Annotated in this window: 13 protein-coding genes and 1 pseudogene; 6 read left to right on the top strand and 8 right to left on the bottom strand. The window is 62.6% G+C overall.

What is annotated here, in order from left to right; all coding sequences use genetic code 11:
- Positions 1-54: 54 nt before the first annotated feature.
- Both G6N68_RS12240 and G6N68_RS12235 read right to left on the bottom strand, forming a co-directional pair.
- Positions 55-1,227, bottom strand: coding sequence for an acyl-CoA dehydrogenase family protein (locus tag G6N68_RS12240; RefSeq protein WP_163712170.1), 1,173 nt, complete (start codon positions 1,225-1,227; stop codon positions 55-57).
- Complete coding sequence (locus G6N68_RS12235) at positions 1,211-2,209, bottom strand: acyl-CoA dehydrogenase family protein (RefSeq protein WP_163712167.1); 999 nt, start codon at positions 2,207-2,209, stop codon at positions 1,211-1,213. Before G6N68_RS12235 ends, G6N68_RS12240 begins: the two co-directional genes overlap by 17 nt.
- 313 nt (positions 2,210-2,522) lie before the next feature.
- Here G6N68_RS12235 and G6N68_RS12230 point away from each other — a divergent pair, with 313 nt between their 5' ends.
- Both G6N68_RS12230 and G6N68_RS12225 read left to right on the top strand, forming a co-directional pair.
- Positions 2,523-3,722, top strand: coding sequence for a MaoC family dehydratase (locus tag G6N68_RS12230; RefSeq protein WP_163712163.1), 1,200 nt, complete (start codon positions 2,523-2,525; stop codon positions 3,720-3,722).
- Positions 3,723-3,735: 13 nt separating this feature from the next.
- A complete protein-coding gene (locus G6N68_RS12225; protein ID WP_163712160.1) occupies positions 3,736-5,433 on the top strand; it encodes a class I adenylate-forming enzyme family protein in 1,698 nt (565 codons plus the stop codon).
- A 23-nt stretch (positions 5,434-5,456) separates the two neighbouring features.
- Here the strand turns inward: G6N68_RS12225 and G6N68_RS12220 are convergent, their stop codons facing one another.
- On the bottom strand, positions 5,457-6,176 hold the full coding sequence (locus G6N68_RS12220; RefSeq protein ID WP_163712157.1) for a TetR/AcrR family transcriptional regulator: 720 nt from the start codon (positions 6,174-6,176) through the stop codon (positions 5,457-5,459).
- A 380-nt stretch (positions 6,177-6,556) separates the two neighbouring features.
- On the opposite strand from G6N68_RS12220, the gene G6N68_RS12215 reads away from it, so the two are divergent.
- The 3 genes from G6N68_RS12215 (at position 6,557) to G6N68_RS12205 (ending at position 8,936) form a co-directional block, all read left to right on the top strand.
- Positions 6,557-6,757 carry a ferredoxin gene (locus tag G6N68_RS12215; protein ID WP_163712154.1) on the top strand — a complete coding sequence of 67 codons (201 nt, stop codon included), beginning with the start codon at positions 6,557-6,559 and terminating at the stop codon, positions 6,755-6,757.
- 12 nt (positions 6,758-6,769) lie between these two features.
- Positions 6,770-7,777: an oxidoreductase gene (locus tag G6N68_RS12210; RefSeq protein WP_163712151.1), complete on the top strand. Its 1,008-nt coding sequence runs from the start codon at positions 6,770-6,772 to the stop codon at positions 7,775-7,777.
- A 76-nt stretch (positions 7,778-7,853) separates the two neighbouring features.
- On the top strand, positions 7,854-8,936 hold the full coding sequence (locus G6N68_RS12205) for an NAD-dependent epimerase/dehydratase family protein (RefSeq protein WP_163718528.1): 1,083 nt from the start codon (positions 7,854-7,856) through the stop codon (positions 8,934-8,936).
- Between the two features lie 179 nt (positions 8,937-9,115).
- Here G6N68_RS12205 and G6N68_RS12200 read toward each other — a convergent pair.
- Positions 9,116-10,841: pseudogene (locus G6N68_RS12200) on the bottom strand (IS1634 family transposase).
- Between the two features lie 99 nt (positions 10,842-10,940).
- Here G6N68_RS12200 and G6N68_RS12195 point away from each other — a divergent pair.
- A complete protein-coding gene (locus G6N68_RS12195; RefSeq protein ID WP_163712148.1) occupies positions 10,941-11,354 on the top strand; it encodes a nitroreductase family deazaflavin-dependent oxidoreductase in 414 nt (137 codons plus the stop codon).
- Between the two features lie 10 nt (positions 11,355-11,364).
- Here the strand turns inward: G6N68_RS12195 and G6N68_RS12190 are convergent, their stop codons facing one another.
- From G6N68_RS12190 to G6N68_RS12175, 4 genes are all read right to left on the bottom strand, one after another.
- On the bottom strand, positions 11,365-12,312 hold the full coding sequence (locus G6N68_RS12190) for an SAM-dependent methyltransferase (RefSeq protein ID WP_163712145.1): 948 nt from the start codon (positions 12,310-12,312) through the stop codon (positions 11,365-11,367).
- 109 nt (positions 12,313-12,421) lie between these two features.
- Positions 12,422-13,624 (bottom strand): acyl-CoA dehydrogenase family protein, encoded by a 1,203-nt coding sequence (locus G6N68_RS12185; protein WP_163712142.1) that lies wholly within the window; start codon positions 13,622-13,624, stop codon positions 12,422-12,424.
- Positions 13,621-14,751: a dimethylsulfone monooxygenase SfnG gene (gene sfnG, locus G6N68_RS12180; RefSeq protein ID WP_163712140.1), complete on the bottom strand. Its 1,131-nt coding sequence runs from the start codon at positions 14,749-14,751 to the stop codon at positions 13,621-13,623. Before sfnG ends, G6N68_RS12185 begins: the two co-directional genes overlap by 4 nt.
- A 4-nt stretch (positions 14,752-14,755) precedes the next feature.
- The gene (locus tag G6N68_RS12175) at positions 14,756-15,892 is read right to left on the bottom strand and encodes an LLM class flavin-dependent oxidoreductase (RefSeq protein ID WP_163712137.1); all 1,137 of its coding nucleotides are present in this window, start codon (positions 15,890-15,892) and stop codon (positions 14,756-14,758) included.
- Position 15,893 lies beyond the last annotated feature (1 nt).

Genomic DNA, 15,893 nt, shown 5'->3' with positions numbered 1-15,893 from the left:
ACTGGACCACTACGACGGGCTCACCTCACCGCCACCTGGATGACGACTGACGTTCTAGCCGCGCGGAAGACCAAGTACTTGTTGAGCAATGATGTTTCGTTGGATCTCTGAGGTACCTCCGGCGATGGTGGCCGCGATGCCGCGGGTATACCGCTCGAAGCTGCTCGCGAAGTACTCGTCGTTGTTCATGTGTTGATAACGGCCGGTCACCGGATGTACTAGACCTTCGATCCCGGCGGTGTCCAGCAAGACATCTGCCGCGCGCCGCTCGGCCTCAGAGCCGAGCAATTTGAGTACTGACACCGACGATGTGTCGACCTCGCCCCGCGCAGCGCGCGCCAACGCAGCCGAACCCAGTGCCCGCAATGCGTGATAATCCATGATCATCGACGCATATTGGTCCCGCTCAACCGATGTCCGTGGCCGGCAGTCTGCGATCAGGTTGTCGAGTCGATCGGCGAACAGCAGCCACATCATGGTCCGCTCATGCCCCAGTGATCCGTTGGCAACCCGCCAGCCCTGATTGAGTTCGCCGACGAGATTCTCTGCTGGGACCCGAACATCGTCGAAGAAGACCTCGTTGAAGTCGAGATTGTCCCGACTGGCGACGTCGGCGAAGGGGCGACATACCAGCCCCTGGGTCTTCGTCGGAATGATGAGCGCAGAGATGCCTTTGTGCTTCGGCGCGTCCGGATCCGTGCGTACGAAGGTGAGCAGGAAGTCCGCGTGGTGCGCGCCAGAAGTCCATACCTTCTGCCCGTTGACGACGAAATGGTCTCCATCGCGTACTGCCCTGGTACTGAGGGAGGCAAGGTCGGAGCCCGCGTTCGGTTCACTCATTCCCAGCGATGCCGTCATTTCGCCGCGCAACACAGGAACGGCCCACCGTTGCTTCTGCTCTGCGGTACCGAACGCGATCAGCGATGTGGCGACGATGTTCACGCCCTGCGGGTTGAAGCTGTGGAAGATTCGACGTCTACACAATTCGTCCAGATGCACGAATTGCTGGAGCACAGTCGCGTTTCGGCCCCCGAACTCCGGCGGTTGCGCAGGCAATAACCAGCCGTTGTCGAACAACAAACGTTGCCAATCTCTGGCCCATTGCGGCATGTGGGAGACCGATTGCGGGCGTTCGAGAGTTTGCGACTCACTCGGCAGGTTGGCGTCGAGGAACGCCGAGAACTCTGCCCGGAAGCGCTCCACGTCGTCGTCAAAAGTCAGCTGCACGGTACTCCTTCGCGATAACCGCACGATGCTCCGCTGCGCCGCCGAGTAACAGCTCCCCCGCTCTCGCTCGCTTGACCGCGAACTGCAGGTCGTTCTCCCACGTCAGGCCCATGGCGCCGAAACACTGCATTCCGTGCCTGACAACGTGCGACTGCGCCTCCCCCGCAGCGGCTTTCGCCATGACGGAAGCCAATCGCCGCCTCGGATCGTCGGTCGCGATCGTCAGCGCGGCAAAATAGCTCAGCGCTCGCGCTCGTTCGATCGCCACATGCATATCAGCGGCCTTGTGTTGAATCGCCTGGAAGGATCCGATCGCCACTCCGAACTGATGGCGCTCCTTCACGTGCAGGAGCACCATCTCGAGTATCCGCCGACAGGCACCGACCGTATGTATAGCCATGCCGGTGAGAGCGATGTGCCGGGCACGTTCAGCGTCAGCGACGATGCGGTCTACCTCGCCAACGCGTACTCCATCGAATAGCAGATCAGCCACGTGGAGAACGGGGTCGAAGACAGCGACGCGACGAGCTGACACCCGGTCCCCGTCGACCACGAACACTCCGGCGTCGGTGACGACCGCAAGACGTTGACCCCGGTCCCCGTCGAGGACGAAGCGTGCGGCACCGTCAAGCACCCAGCCATTGCCGTCACGGTGCGCAGTCACGCCCGTGTAGACCGCAGCACCTGACTGCTTCGGGTCAAATTCATCGCCGATTAGGGGCGCGAATTGAGTGGTGGTGGCCAGGAACGGAGTCGGGTCGCTTGCCCGCCCGAGTTCTTCGAGCACCATCGCGAGCTCCAAGAAGCTTTCGGCAGTGAAAAGCTCCGTCCAGCCTTCGTCGCGGTACCACTGCCAAAGTCCGTCAGCGTCAGCACCGCCATCCGCAATCGCCCTGACCAAGGATGCGGGACACTGCTTCGCCACCGCCCGTTGGACCGTCTCGCGCCAAAGACGCTGGTCATCGTCGAGCTCGAGAAGCACTCCGGTCCCATCTACGTCGAAGGTTAGGGGCGCGAATAACGTTCTCTAAACGTGAAAGTCAATGTTGACGTATCTTGACAATAATCATGGTCGGATAGGAACATCCTTGCTTGACCATTCTGGCGCATCATGAGATCCGAAAGGCGGCAATTGCGATTTTGACCGCTGCCACGTCGGGGAGTTATAGCCAGTCGCATGCCCCATTTGCTTGCGGCCACAGAGCCACTGCGCCAACTCGGCCGTCCGGCCGGCCCAGGTCGATAACAGGACACCCACGTCGGCACGACGTCAACCGCTGAAGCAGGAGATCAACGTGGCCAGTGAGCCAGACCCCAAGTCCTCGCAAGTCGAACTCGACCTATCCGACGTCGACCACCGCGTAGGTAAACCGGTCGGCGGTGGCCAACTGTGGGACCCGTGCAGCTCCTCGGACATTCGCCGTTGGGTGATGGCGATGGACTACCCCAATCCCCTCCACTGGGATGAGCGGTTCGCCCGCGAATCCAAGTTCGGCGGACTGATCGCGCCACAGTCCATCCCCGTCGCCCTCGATTATGGCCACGGGGCCGCGCCCGCGTGTGTCGGGCACATCCCGAACAGCCATCTCATCTTCGGCGGGGAAGAGTGGTGGTTCTACGGCTGCCCGGTCCGGCCGGGAGACAAGCTGTATCAGACTCGGCGATTCCACGACTACAAGGTGGTCGACACCAAATTCGCTGGACCTACGATGTTTTCGCGCGGTGATACGACCCACAGGAATCAGTACGGTGCCCTCGTGGCACGGGAACGGTCGACCGCGATCCGCTACCTCTACGACGAGGCAAAGAAGCGGGGCATGTACGAAAACCAACTGGGCGAGATCAAGAAATGGACACAGCTGGAACTGGAGGGAATCGAACGGCTTCGTCGTGAGTGGTTGGAGTCGAATCGCCTTGGCATCTCACCGCATTTCGACGAGGTGAAAGTTGGCGATACCCTGCCCCGTCGTGTGATCGGCCCCCACACTATCGCCACATTCACAACGGAATACCGCGCGTTTGTTTTCAACATCTGGGGCAGCTTCGAATGGGTAGCACCGCCCGGTGTCGAAGACCCATGGGTCTATCAAGATCCAGGCTGGGGCAAGGATTTCGCGTTCGACGAAGAGGACGCGTTCATCGACCCACGCAAGCGTGACGGACTTTATCTGGGACCTTCGCGAGGCCACATCGACGCAGATCGCGCCAGCGAGGTCGGCATGGCACGCGCATACGGCTACGGCGCGACGATGGGTGCGTGGTGCACCGACTACCTTGCGTATTGGGCTGGCCACGACGGAATGGTGCGTCACAGCAAGGCCGATTTCCGCGGACCCGCATTCGAAGGTGATGTCACCTATTTCGACGCCGAAATCATTGGCAAGGAAGCAGATTCCCCCTGGGGAGTACCGCTGGTTCAGGTGCGGCTGCGGCTGACCAACCAGAACGGCGAGGAGCTCGTCAAGTGCACAGCCGAGGTTGAGCTGCCGTTCTAACAGGGCCGCAAACATGACTTCGACTGCAGGACAAGAGCTGTCAATTGTTTCTGGCCCGCCGTTGAGTGACGAACCGGGACTTGGCTCGCTCACCTTGCCAGGATTCCTGCGCGAGGTGACATCGCTGTATGCCGACCGAGAAGCTCTGGTATTCCGCACGGCTGCAGAGGATGTCCGTTGGACGTACTCCGAATTGTGGGAGAATGCCGTCGATGTGGCTTGCGCGTTGCGCGCGATCGGCATCGGCAAGGACGCCAGGGTTGGCGTTCTGATGACCAACCGTCCCGAGTGGATTTCGGCATTCTTCGGCATCTCGCTCGCTGGCGGAGTAGCCGTCGCGTTGAGCACATTCTCGACCCCAGAGGAGCTCGAGTATCTGCTCCAGGCATCAAGCATTGCAGTGCTGCTCTTCGAGCGCACGGTGCTCAAGACGGACTTCACTTCCGTACTCTCCCAACTCGTACCGGAGATCGAAACGACACCTCCGGGCGCGCTGGAATCCGATCGATTTCCCTTCCTCCGCTATCTCGCAACGGTCGGCGACGCGTCGGCCGGCGTCGATTCGTGGGACGCCTTCCTCGCCCGAGGACGCGGCGAACCTCACGAGGTGATACTCGCGACCGCCGCGGCGGTGTTGCCCAGTGATACCGGAGCCTTGTTCTTTTCCTCGGGTTCCACCAGTAAGCCCAAAGGCATCCTGAGCGCACACCGCGGCATCGCTATTCAAATGTGGCGCTTCCGACGGGTGTGCGAGTTTGGGCCCGACGATTACCTGCGTTGTTGGTCGGCCAACGGCTACTTCTGGTCCGGGAACTTCGTGATGTCGCTGGGCGCCACCTTGGCAGCCGGCGGATGCCTCGTTCTGCAGCCGACGTTCGCTCCGACTGAGGCGCTCGAATTGATGGCTGCAGAGCGAGTGAACTACCCATTTGCCTGGCCGCATCAGTGGGCTCAGATCGAAGCCGCACCCAACTGGCTCACCGTCGATCTGAGCAGCATGCGATTCGCAGACGTCAAAACGCCGATCGCCCGTCACCCTACCGTCTCCGCCGAATGGCATCTGCCTGATCATGCCTACGGCAACACTGAAACTTTCACGATTTCAACGATTTTCCCGTTGAACACCCCGCCTGAGGTACACGCTAACAGCTGGGGAGTTCCCTTGCCGGGCGTGACGATCAAGATCGTCGACCCGGTCACACGCTGCGTCGTTCCGCGGGGCACAAGCGGTGAGATCTGCGTCAAGGGGCCCACCCTCATGCTTGGCTACATCGGCACACCGCTGGCCGAAACGCTAGACGAGGAAGGGTTTTTCCCCACCGGCGATGATGGCTATCTCGACGAGCTTGGGCGGCTGTTCTGGAACGGCAGGTTGACGGACATCATCAAGACCGGCGGCGCGAACGTGTCACCGCTCGAAGTCGACGAAGCCCTCACGGCGCATCAGAATGTCAAGGTCGCCAAGACGATCGGTCTCCCCCATGAGACGTTGGGTGAGGTTGTGGTCGCCTGCGTTGTCCCCCGCGATGGCGCTCACGCTCAAGCAGAAGAGATCCAGGGATACCTGCGGCAACGCTTGGCGAGCTATAAGGTGCCACGCCACGTACTGTTCTTCGCTGACGACGACCTCAAGTTGACCGGCAGCGACAAAATCAGGTCCGACGAGCTTCGTGAATTGGCCGCGAGACGACTGCGGTCCCAGATCGTTTAACTGTTCGAAAGCTAAGTGGGACATCACCTCTCGGAGGAAGTCGGGGCTGACCCTGTCTCCCGAGGTGCGAGCGCCTGACGACACCAAGCCCACACCGCATCTTCGGTCAGATTCGCACCGTCCATCCCTTGGTGGAGGGCGTTGAACTGGCCGAAAGACGTCATTGTGTAACCCAACATCGAGGTCAGCTGCGGCAGCGTGAGATCGTTTCGGATCAATCCCGACTCTGAACATGCGGTCAAGATCTCCGTCAACAGCTTTCGGTGCGGCTCCCAAACTTTGGCGAAGGCCTCCGGATGTTCCACTTCCAAGCTCAAGTTGTAGAGAAGAACTAGACGGCCACCAACTTCCTGCGATGAGCCCGGGCGTGAAAGCACCCCCCGACACCATGCCTCTAGCTGTCCCATCGGGTCTTCTGCAGCCTCGACCTTTTCCCTGATCGCCGCTGTGAATTGCGCGGTCACATCTTCATACAGCGCTAGCAGCAGCTCGTCTTTGCTTGAGAAATGTTGATAGAACGTCCTTACGCTCAGATTTGCGCGCTCAGCCAGCGTCTGCAGCGTGAAATTCGCCTGGCCGGACTCTTGGACGAGCTCGAGTGCCGTTGCCATGAATTGAGTGCTTCGAGCGACCGCAAGCGCGCGCGCCTCGCCCAGGCGACGCTCTACGGCGCGCTCCTGCCATGAGCGAGTGACTTCGCTATTTCCGTCTGCCATGTTCTCCGGTGCTTTGCCTATTTTCATTGCCCACCGTCCGCGAGCCCGATGGTGATTCCGCAGTTTTCTGACTCAGTGCAGGCGTCGGAACCCGCCGAGGGAGTGACGGCGTCGAACCGACATGACACGACGATATCGACTGAGCCGCTGTCTGCTTGATTCGCCAGCCTCCATCCGATTCACACGCACTTGGCCCCGCTGTTCGCCCTCCATCAGCCGAGAATGCCACTCTCAAATAACAAGTAGATCATTCTTGAAATAAAATATTGAGCATTGACAATCATAGCCCATAGCCATTAGCAGCATCTGGTAAGGTTCATGATCAACATGGTCGTACGCCTCCCGTATCCCGTCCTGCGTAAGTCCGGCGCGCTCCGAGCGTTCGATCGTGTCGAAATGGACGAACAGTGAGGGTCACCGTCGACGACGACCGTTGCGCCGGCCATGGCATGTGCGTCACGTTATGCCCTGCGGTGTTCGAAATGTCCGAGGACGGCTGGGCCATCGCAATACAAGACGACGTGCCAACCGACTGCGAAGACGTTGTACGCGAAGCAATCCACAGCTGTCCCGAACGTGCGATCCGCGAAATTGACTGCGGCAATTAGGAGGTTTGGTCCATGGGCGAAGTAGCGGCGTTCGAAGCCCTCGTCGCGCGACAGGTCGACGACGGCATCCGCGCGGCGATTGAGACGCTCGACGGCTCCGAGTTGCCTCCCGGCGAGGTCACCATCCGAGTGCACTACTCCAGCGCGAACTACAAGGACGCGTTGGCACTGACGCCGAACTCGGGCGTCGTGCGCACCTACCCGGTCGTGCCCGGTATCGACCTCACCGGCGAGGTAGTGTCATCGGACTCCGACGAATTCAGCGTCGGGGAACTAGTTTTGGCGCATGGCTACCAGATCGGCACAGGTAGTCACGGCGGCTACGCGGAGTATGCGCGGGTGCCGGCAGACTGGGTAGTCAAACTCGGCGCGTTGACACCACGCGAGGGTGCCGCCATTGGCACAGCGGGTTTCACCGCAGCAATGAGCGTGAAAGCCCTTCAGCGGCACGGCATCAATCCCGAGGACGGACCGATTGTGGTTACCGGCGCAACGGGCGGGGTGGGATCCATCAGTGTCGACCTGCTCGCAGCCGCGGGCTATCACGTGGTGGCATCTACAGGTAAGCCCGATGCGGCTGATCGGCTGCGAGAACTCGGTGCGGCCGAAGTCATCGGAAGACTCCCGGAGGATCCCGACGCCAAGCCACGACCGCTCGGCAAGAGCCGCTGGGCCGGAGCCGTCGACTGCGTCGGCGGGCCGACACTGGCCCATCTGCTCAGCACGATGAACTATGGCGCTGCCGTGGCGGCCAGCGGACTCACCGGTGGTGCCGGACTTCAGACCACCGTCATGCCGTTCATCCTGCGCGGTGTGGCGCTCCTCGGCATCGACTCGGTGCTCCTGCCTATCGGCCCGCGCCGCGCACTGTGGGAAGAGCTAGGGAATTCACTGAAGCCACAACATCTTTCGGATGTCGCACACGACGTCGATGTCAAGGACGTCGTAGAGCTACTCGACAAGGTCCGAGCCGGAGAGCATTCCGGCCGCGCCGTGATACGAGTCGCGGGCGGCTTCTAGACGCTTTTAGACACAAGCCCACGACGCCTGCTCGCCGGCCGCAATATTCGAGGAGTAACAATCCATGGGCACTGAGCTGAATGGAACTGTCCTTGTCACTGGCGCCTTCGGCCTGGTGGGTTCGGCAACCGTTCGGAGACTTGCCCACCTTGGCCGCCGCGTGGTGGCGACGGACCTCGATACGCCCGCCAACCGGAAGGCGGCTGCAAAACTACCGCGCGGCGTCGAGTACCGGTGGGCCGACCTCACCGATTCCGAGCAGGTGCAACGTCTCGTGTCCGAGGTCGCCCCGGACGCGATCATCCATCTCGCGGCGATCATCGCACCGGCGATCTACCCGATTCCCAAAGTCGCGCGACGGGTGAACGTGGACGCGACTGCAAGTCTGGTTCGCATCGCCGAGGGGCAACAGAAGCCACCGCGATTCGTCCACGCGTCGAGCATCACCGTGATGGGACCCCGTAACCCGCACCGCACGACCCCTCCTCTGAAGGCAGAGGACCCGATGCGGCCCTATGACGTCTACAGCGGACAGAAGTCTGAGGGCGAGCAGATTGTGCGGGACTCGACGCTGGATTGGGTGGTCTTGCGTCTGGGGGCCGTGGTCGGCCCGGACCTGGGGGCACTACCGGTCAGCGCCGATATGGCGTACCTGCAAGCCGTAGTACCCAGTGACGGTCGGGTGCAGACAGTCGATGTTCGCGACGTCGCCTGGGCGATGGCCGAAGCGACCACCGCCGACGTCGCTCGCGAGATCCTACTGATCGGCGGCGACGACACCCACCGATTGACCTACGGCGAGGTCACCGCAGGCCTCGTCGCGGCTTTGGGTCTACCGGGCGCCATGCCACCGGGCCGGCCCGGGGATCCGAACAGTGACGTCGATTGGTTCGTCACCGACTGGATGGACACCACCCGCGCCCAAGAGGCGTTGCGATTCCAGAACCACTCGTGGCCCGATCTGCGGGCCGAATTGTCGAGGAAGTACCGCTTTTTGCGCTACCCAGGCCCGCTCCTCGGCCCCGTTGTGCGAACGGTCATGGCGCGCCGGTCGCCGTATCGGAACGCGCCCGGTCAGTACGCCGACCCGTGGGGGAAAGTACGTGCCAAATTGGGCGAGCCGTTATGGGATCGGCCCAAAGAGGTTCCAACGACGTAGGTTTCGCACCAAGCCCACTGCAGTCGCCCGGGTGAACCAGAACTGCATGGGGTGAGAAAGGATTTTCATGCGAGTGCCTCGTGCTGTCGCACGGTTCCATCGCCGTGTCACTAATCCGTAGTTCCCCCTGGTTTGGTGATGAGTGTGCCGTGACCTGGGGTTTTGTGTTGTCTGCATGACTACTTGTAGCCCAGGCGGTGGGTGAGGCCGAGTAGTTCGAAGGCGTGGTGTTGTAGTGCGGTGGGGGTGGTGAATTTGGTGAACGTGGGCATGTCGTCGGCGGGCTGGATGTGGCTGGCGCAGATGGTGGCTAGGTCGGCGAGCAGGCTGGTGAAGCTGTGCACCGGGGTGTCGTCGGTGGTGCGTTTGCGGGAGGCTTTGGCTAGGGCGGCATCGGAACGTTGAGCGGGGCAACAGGGTTGGTGCGTTTGGCGGCGGCTGCGGGTTTGTCGTGGTCGCGAAACAGCAGGGGGGCCAGGGCTTGTTTCATGTGCCAGCTGATGTAGTAGGACAGCATGCGTAGGAACATGTGGGCGCGGACCCGGTCGGCGAGGTGGTGGCGGATGGGTCGCACGTCAAGTTCACTGTTGAGGGTCCGGAAGAAGCGTTCGACGTCTTCGAGTCCCTTGTAGCGCAACACCACATCGTCACGGCCCAGGGCGGATTTGGGCAGGTTGGTACGCAGCACGTAGATGCCGTCGAGGGCGGCTTCGGCGGCGATGGCGTCTTCGTTGCGGGTGAAGGTGAATGAGTTGTCGGTGATGGTGATGTGGAAGTGTTTGGCCATCTTGTAGTGGTTGATCACCTTGCCTACCCGTAGCGCGATATCGTCTTTGCCGCGCAAGGGTCGGCGGGTTCGGGTGGTGGCGTCGGTAATGGCGGTGAGTTGTTTTCGGTGGCGGCCAACAGGTCTTGGCGTTTTGGGTGCGCTTTTGAGCTAGAGCGGGTTGTGGCAGCAGACCAGGCGTTCGCCGGGATAGTCCGGGGAGTTGATCTCAGCGAGGTCGTGTTCGTCGAACAAGCTCAGCTGCAGGGCGTCGGCTTGCACAAGGGCCTTGATCTGCGGGCGCGCAGCGCGGTGATCCAGTCCAGACCGGCAGGGCGTAGTTCCTCGGTGATGCGCGCGCTGGTGATCATGCCGCGATCGCCGACAAGGGCCACCCGCGACAGTCCGAACCGGTTTTCAGCTTATTGATTTGGGCGGTCAACGTTTTCGGGTCAGCGGTGTTGCCGTCGAACACTTCGATGGCAACCGGTATCCCGGCGGTGGTGGCCAGCAGCCCGTAGACGATCTGCAAACGTCCTTTGACCCCGTCACGGGCGTGTCCGATCTTGCCCAGGGGGCAGGTGCGGCCCTCAAAGGCCGCCGAGGACACGTCGTAGAGCACTAGGGTGCCATCGTTCAGATGCCGGGCGGCCAGCGCGGTTTCGATGGCATCTTTGCGGGCCAGCGCCCAGTCCATCGCCGCGTACAGGTCGTCCTCATCGGCCCCACTGACCCCCAGCACCTCGCCCAGTGAGCTGGTGGCGGTCTGGGTGCGCAAACCGCGTGCGGTGGCCAGCTTGGATTCCGGGGCGATGACCTGGGCTACCAGCATCGCGGTGACCAGGTCGCGCCGCCGCGATGGTGTCGCGTCGATGAGATCTTCGACGCCCAGGGTCCGGCGGTGCCCAGCACTGCGGCCACGTGCCCATGGGGCAGGCTGCGGGAGACCTCAAACGACTCGGCCAGATCCCGCGTGGCGGCAGGCCTTTGAGGGCACGCTGTAGCTTTTCCACCTTGCGCTCGGGCCAGTGTGACAAGTTGGCCAGGGTGCGTGTTTTGACTTTGCCGTTGTCGCGGTAGGACTCCCGCAACAGCACCGCTGGCGGTGACCCACGGTTGGGAACCCGAGTCACGTACATGATTACTTTATATCAACTTATCCGCGCTATATCTACGATATGCCAAGTTAACACGCCGAGCAATGCCATGATAATACATGACTACATTAGTACGCCCGCATGAACGCCAAACACCTGCTCACGAACAACATCGGGGATTCAGAACCCACTCAGCGGGGGGAACTACGGACTAATCCTGTGGCTCGCTCGCTCACACCGTGGCTTCCGTGCCTCGGGACACTCGAACACACCGGCCGCAAGTCAGGCAGGCGCTATCGAACGCCCCTTTTGGTTTTCAAGACCCGGGACGGCTTCGTCATTCTCGTCGGCTACGGGCCTGAAACGGACTGGCTCAAAAACGTATTGGCCGGCGGACCGACCGTACTGCACAAGTGGGGCAAAGCCCTCGCGTTGGGCAACCCGCGCATCGTCAGCAAGGCTGAGGCCGCGCCCCTTGTCCTGCCGGCACCCCGAATTTTCTATCGTCTGTTTCCCTACAACGAAGCAGCGTTGGTGTTGACGCGAACCGACTGAACGGACTGATTCATTCACTGGTTGCGCGATGACGCAGAACCGCAGTTACAAGGGAACTCGCGGGTGCGGTGTCGATGAACTCAGCCGGTATCGGGCGGCCGAGTCGGGCCATCTCGGTGCGACTGTCGAGGGAGTCGGTGACCCAGCCGTGGTTCGTTAGCCAGGACGCTGTATCGGTAGCGTCTTCGTGTTTGATGAACGCCGTCACGTCGACGTCGACACCTAGCGCGTCGTCAATGTTTGCGGCTTCCTCTCGCCATCGCTCCAGACGTTCTGCACCGAGGTGAGTCGTTGCGTGGTGATAGACCTCTGCCGCCAGCCGACTGCCGTTCGCACTCAATTGAGTTACCGTTCGGAAAAGTCGGTCGTGCTCGGAAGATGACAGGTAGGGAAGAAGTCCCTCGATGAGCCAGGCGGTTGGCACCGACTCGTCCCATCCGGCTTCCGTCAACGCGATGGGCCACTCCTCTTTGCGCAGATCCACAGCCACTGGATGAATCTCGGCTATTGGCGTTATGCCGTGAGCGCCGAGAGTCGATTGCTTGAACTCCTGTATGGCCGGCTGGTCGATCTCGTAGACATGGACACCGGACAGACATGACAACCTGTATGCCCGAGCGTCCAACCCAGAGGCCAATATCACCAGTTGTCCGATCCCGTCGTCTGTCGCAGACGCGCAGAACTCGTCGAAGAACACGGTGCGGGTTGCCACGTATTCTCGGCCGATGATTGCGGCGCGTCGTCCAAGCTCATTATCGGGGCCCATCCACGACAGATCGCCCCGCGCCATGGAATTCCATCCCGGATCGTTCACGGCCGCAACCAGAATCGCGGCGAACTCGTCGCGGACTAGCGGTTGTGGTTGTGCAGTCTCAGCAGCCCGCTGGGCAGCAACAGCGAGTGCGGTTGCTCCGAGATTCGTTGTTATATCCCAGCTTTGGGAAGTACTGTCGCTCATCGGTCATGTCGCAGACGCGGAGGGAACCAGCGCGCTGATGTCATCACCTTGAAGGAGTTTAATCGTCAGATCGAGACGGAAGCGGTCCGCCTATCCCAGTTTGTGGATGTCAGATCTGCGCGTGGTTGGGTGGGGGCACGTCGGCCAGTTCCCAGGCTCCGATGTGGTGGTATTTCCAATCGACCGGGTCGTGCACGCTGTGGGTCCGCGCGTTGCGCCAGTGTCGGTCGAGTGCGAATCGCCGGTCGGTGCCGCTGGCCCCGGTCAGGGTGAACAGTTGGCTGGCGACGTCCACGGCGGTGTCGCTGGCAAAAGTCTTGGCTTGGGCGACCGCGATCGATCCGCGTGCCGCGGCTTCGGGGTTGGCGGGGTCGAGCCCGAGTTCGTCGAGCACCCCGGCGGCCCAACGCAGCAGCTCAACCGCGGCACGAGTTTGCGTGGCCAGTCGGCCGAAACGCCACCGGGTGTGCGGATCGTCGGCGGCGGTGCTGACCTGCCCGGCCCGGACCGCCTCGAAGAACGGTCTACTGCGGGTGCGCACGAACTCGCGGGCATCGGCCAACGCACCCTGTGCGATCCCCGCCTCGATGGCCGCATGAACGAGTTGGGCGCGCGCCCCGAGCAGTTGCGGACGGGTGAACACCGACCAGTACGGCAACACCAGGGTGTCCTCGACGCGGACACCGTCGAAGGTGGTGGTCCCGCTGACGGTGGCGCGTTGTCCCATCGCCGCCCAGTCCTCGTCGATGAACACACCGGGAGCGTCGCGTTCGACGAACGCGAGCACGACGCGGTCATCGGGGTCCAGTGCGCTGGCTGCCAGCCATCGGGAGGTGATCGCGCCGGTGCAGTAGTACTTGGTGCCTTCCAGTCGCCATCCGGTGGTATCGGGAATGAGGCGGGTTTTGAGGTCTTGGGCGTGGTGGCCACCGCGCTCGGCGAGCACGGGGCCGATCCGTCCACCCGAAACCACTGCGGGCAGGATGCGTTCACGCTGCTCGGGTGTGCCGATGAGCCCGAGGATATCGACGGCGAGATAGTGGCCCTGGGGAATTTGGGCCAATGCCGGGTCGGCGGCGGCGATGATCCGGGTCACCTCGGCCAGGGTGCGGGGCCCCAGCCCGGCACCGCCATCGGTCACCGGCACCGTGACTGCGGGCAGGCCGGAGCTGTCGAAGGCGGCCAACTCGGTGTACGGCACCGCCCCGGCCTGGTCCCGCTGCGCCGCGCCCGCTCGTATGGTGGCGGCGAAAGCTTCGGCGGCGGCGACGGCATCGGCGTGAGCGCCCGATGGCGACGACCCGGCCGTCATCGAACCGCGGCGGTATCGACGGTTTCTAGGGCTTCGGCGGCTTCGAGTTCCCGCACGAGCGGCAGCACGGTGCGGCCGAACGCCTCGACTTCCTCCTGGAAATGCAGAAAGCCGGCCAAGATCAAGTCGACACCGAGCTTGCGGTAGGCCACGATGCGTTCGGCGACCTGTTCGGCGGTCCCGATCAGCTGGGTGCGGAACCCGTCGTTGTATTGGACCAGGTCCTCGAAGCTGGAGTTGGCCCACATCCCTCGCTTGTCCGAGGTCGACGCCCCGGCCTGTTTCACTGCGGCGCCGAAGTCCCGGACAGCGGGCGTGTCGGCTTTGGCAATGATTTCGCGTAGGACCTGGCGTGCCTCGGCCTCGGTGTCGCGGACGATGACGAATCCGTTCAAGCCGAATTTTGGACGCTTGCTGCGGCCAGCGGCGGCGGCAATGCGTTCCAGATCGTGTAATTGCTCGCTGACCCCGTCGAAGTCGTTGCCGTTGGAGAAGTACCAGTCCGAATAACGCCCACCGTTGTCGCGCGCCGCAGTGGAATTCCCGCCCTGGAAGATTTCCGGGTGTGCCCGTCCTGGCACGGGCAGAGGCTTGGGTTGCAGGCTGAAGTCGCGGATGCGGTAGAAGTCGCCGGCCAGATTGGCGCGGTCCTGTGTCCAGATCGCCCTGAGCGCCTGAATGAATTCGGCGCTGCGCCGGTAGCGCTCATCGTGTTCTAGCCACGGCTCGCCGAGCTTGATGAACTCGTCTTTGAGCCAGCCGCTGACCACGTTGACGGCGATCCGCCCGCCGGACAGGTGATCGGCGGTGGCCACCCATTTGGCCAGCACCCCTGGATGCCAGAGCCCTGGATGCACGGCGGCGATCACCTTGAGCCGCTGCGTGGCCAGCAACAGCGCCAGGCTGAAACTGGTTGACTCGTGCTGGTATTCGGCACTGTAACTCGCGGTGTAGCGGACCTGGGTCAGCGCATACTCGAAGCCGGCCTCTTCGGCCAACCGGGCCAGCGCGACGTTGTACTCGTAACTCCAGTCGGTGCGCTGCTCGATGGTCGAAGTCACCAGGCCGCCGCTGACGTTGGGCACCCAGTAGGCGAACCGAAGGGGGGCGCTGGGTCCGGTGTTCACTCTGCTATACCTCCGAAGTTGCGGTGAGCAGTCCACGCTCGGCGAGGATGGGCACAACGCCCTCGCCAAAGGCGTAGGCCTCTTCCAGATGCGGGTAGCCGGACAGGATGAATTCGTCTAAGCCCAGCTCGTGATATTCGGCGATGCGGTCGGCGACCTCCTCGTGGCTGCCGACCAGAGCCGTGCCGGCACCACCGCGAACCAACCCGACACCGGCCCACAGGTTGGGCGAGACCTCCAAGTTGTCGATGCGGCCACCATGCAGTTCCGTCATCCGCCGCTGGCCTTCCGATTGCGAGCTACGCTGCACCTCCTGGGCGCGGCGGATCTGCTCGGGATCGAGCCCCGCCAACAGCCGATCAGCCTGAGCCCACGCCTCGGCCGCGGTGGGCCGACTGATGACATGCAGCCGGATTCCGAACCGCAACTCGCCCGCCGCAGCACGCCCCGCACCCAGATCCTTGACCCGCTTGCGCACCGCATCGAGTTTCTCCACCACTTGTGCCGGCGGCTCACCCCAGGTCAGGTAGACGTCGGCGTGCTCGGCGGCCACATCCAGTGCAGCCGACGATGAGCCGCCCAGGTAGATCTCCGGCCAGGTCGCGGCCGGCACGATCGTCGCATCCTCCACGAACAGGTGCTTCCCGGCATACGTGACGCGTTGCCCAGACCACAGGCGGCGGAAGACCGTCAAGAACTCGGCAGCCCGCTCATAGCGCTCGTTCTTGCCGAGGTCGTCGCCGAACCGGCGCTGCTCAGCGTCGTCGCCGCCGGTAACGACGTTGAGCAGCAACCGATTCCCAGAGATCCGCTGGTACGTCGCCGCCGCCTGGGCAACCAGGGTGGGCGCCTGCAGTCCAGGTCTGAACGCCACCAGATACTTGAACCGCCGCGTGCGCTGGGTCAGTGCCGCGGTCAGCACCCATGCGTCTTCACACCAGCTGCTCGTCGGGGTCAGCGCCCCGGTGAATCCCAGCTGTTCGGCAGCGCTGGCTACCAGCGCCATGTAGTCGAGGTCTGGGGCGCGATCGGTGCCATAGGAGTCGACGCGGCTGCCCTCCGCGCCGACGGCGTTGCCCAGGCTCAAGTCGGTGCGCGAATCACCGTTGGTGGGCAGAAACCAGTGCAGGGTGATGCCCATG

Origin of the sequence: Mycobacterium bourgelatii (assembly GCF_010723575.1) — a bacterium.
Lineage (GTDB): Bacteria > Actinomycetota > Actinomycetes > Mycobacteriales > Mycobacteriaceae > Mycobacterium > Mycobacterium bourgelatii.
This window is presented reverse-complemented; position numbering and strand designations above follow the sequence as displayed.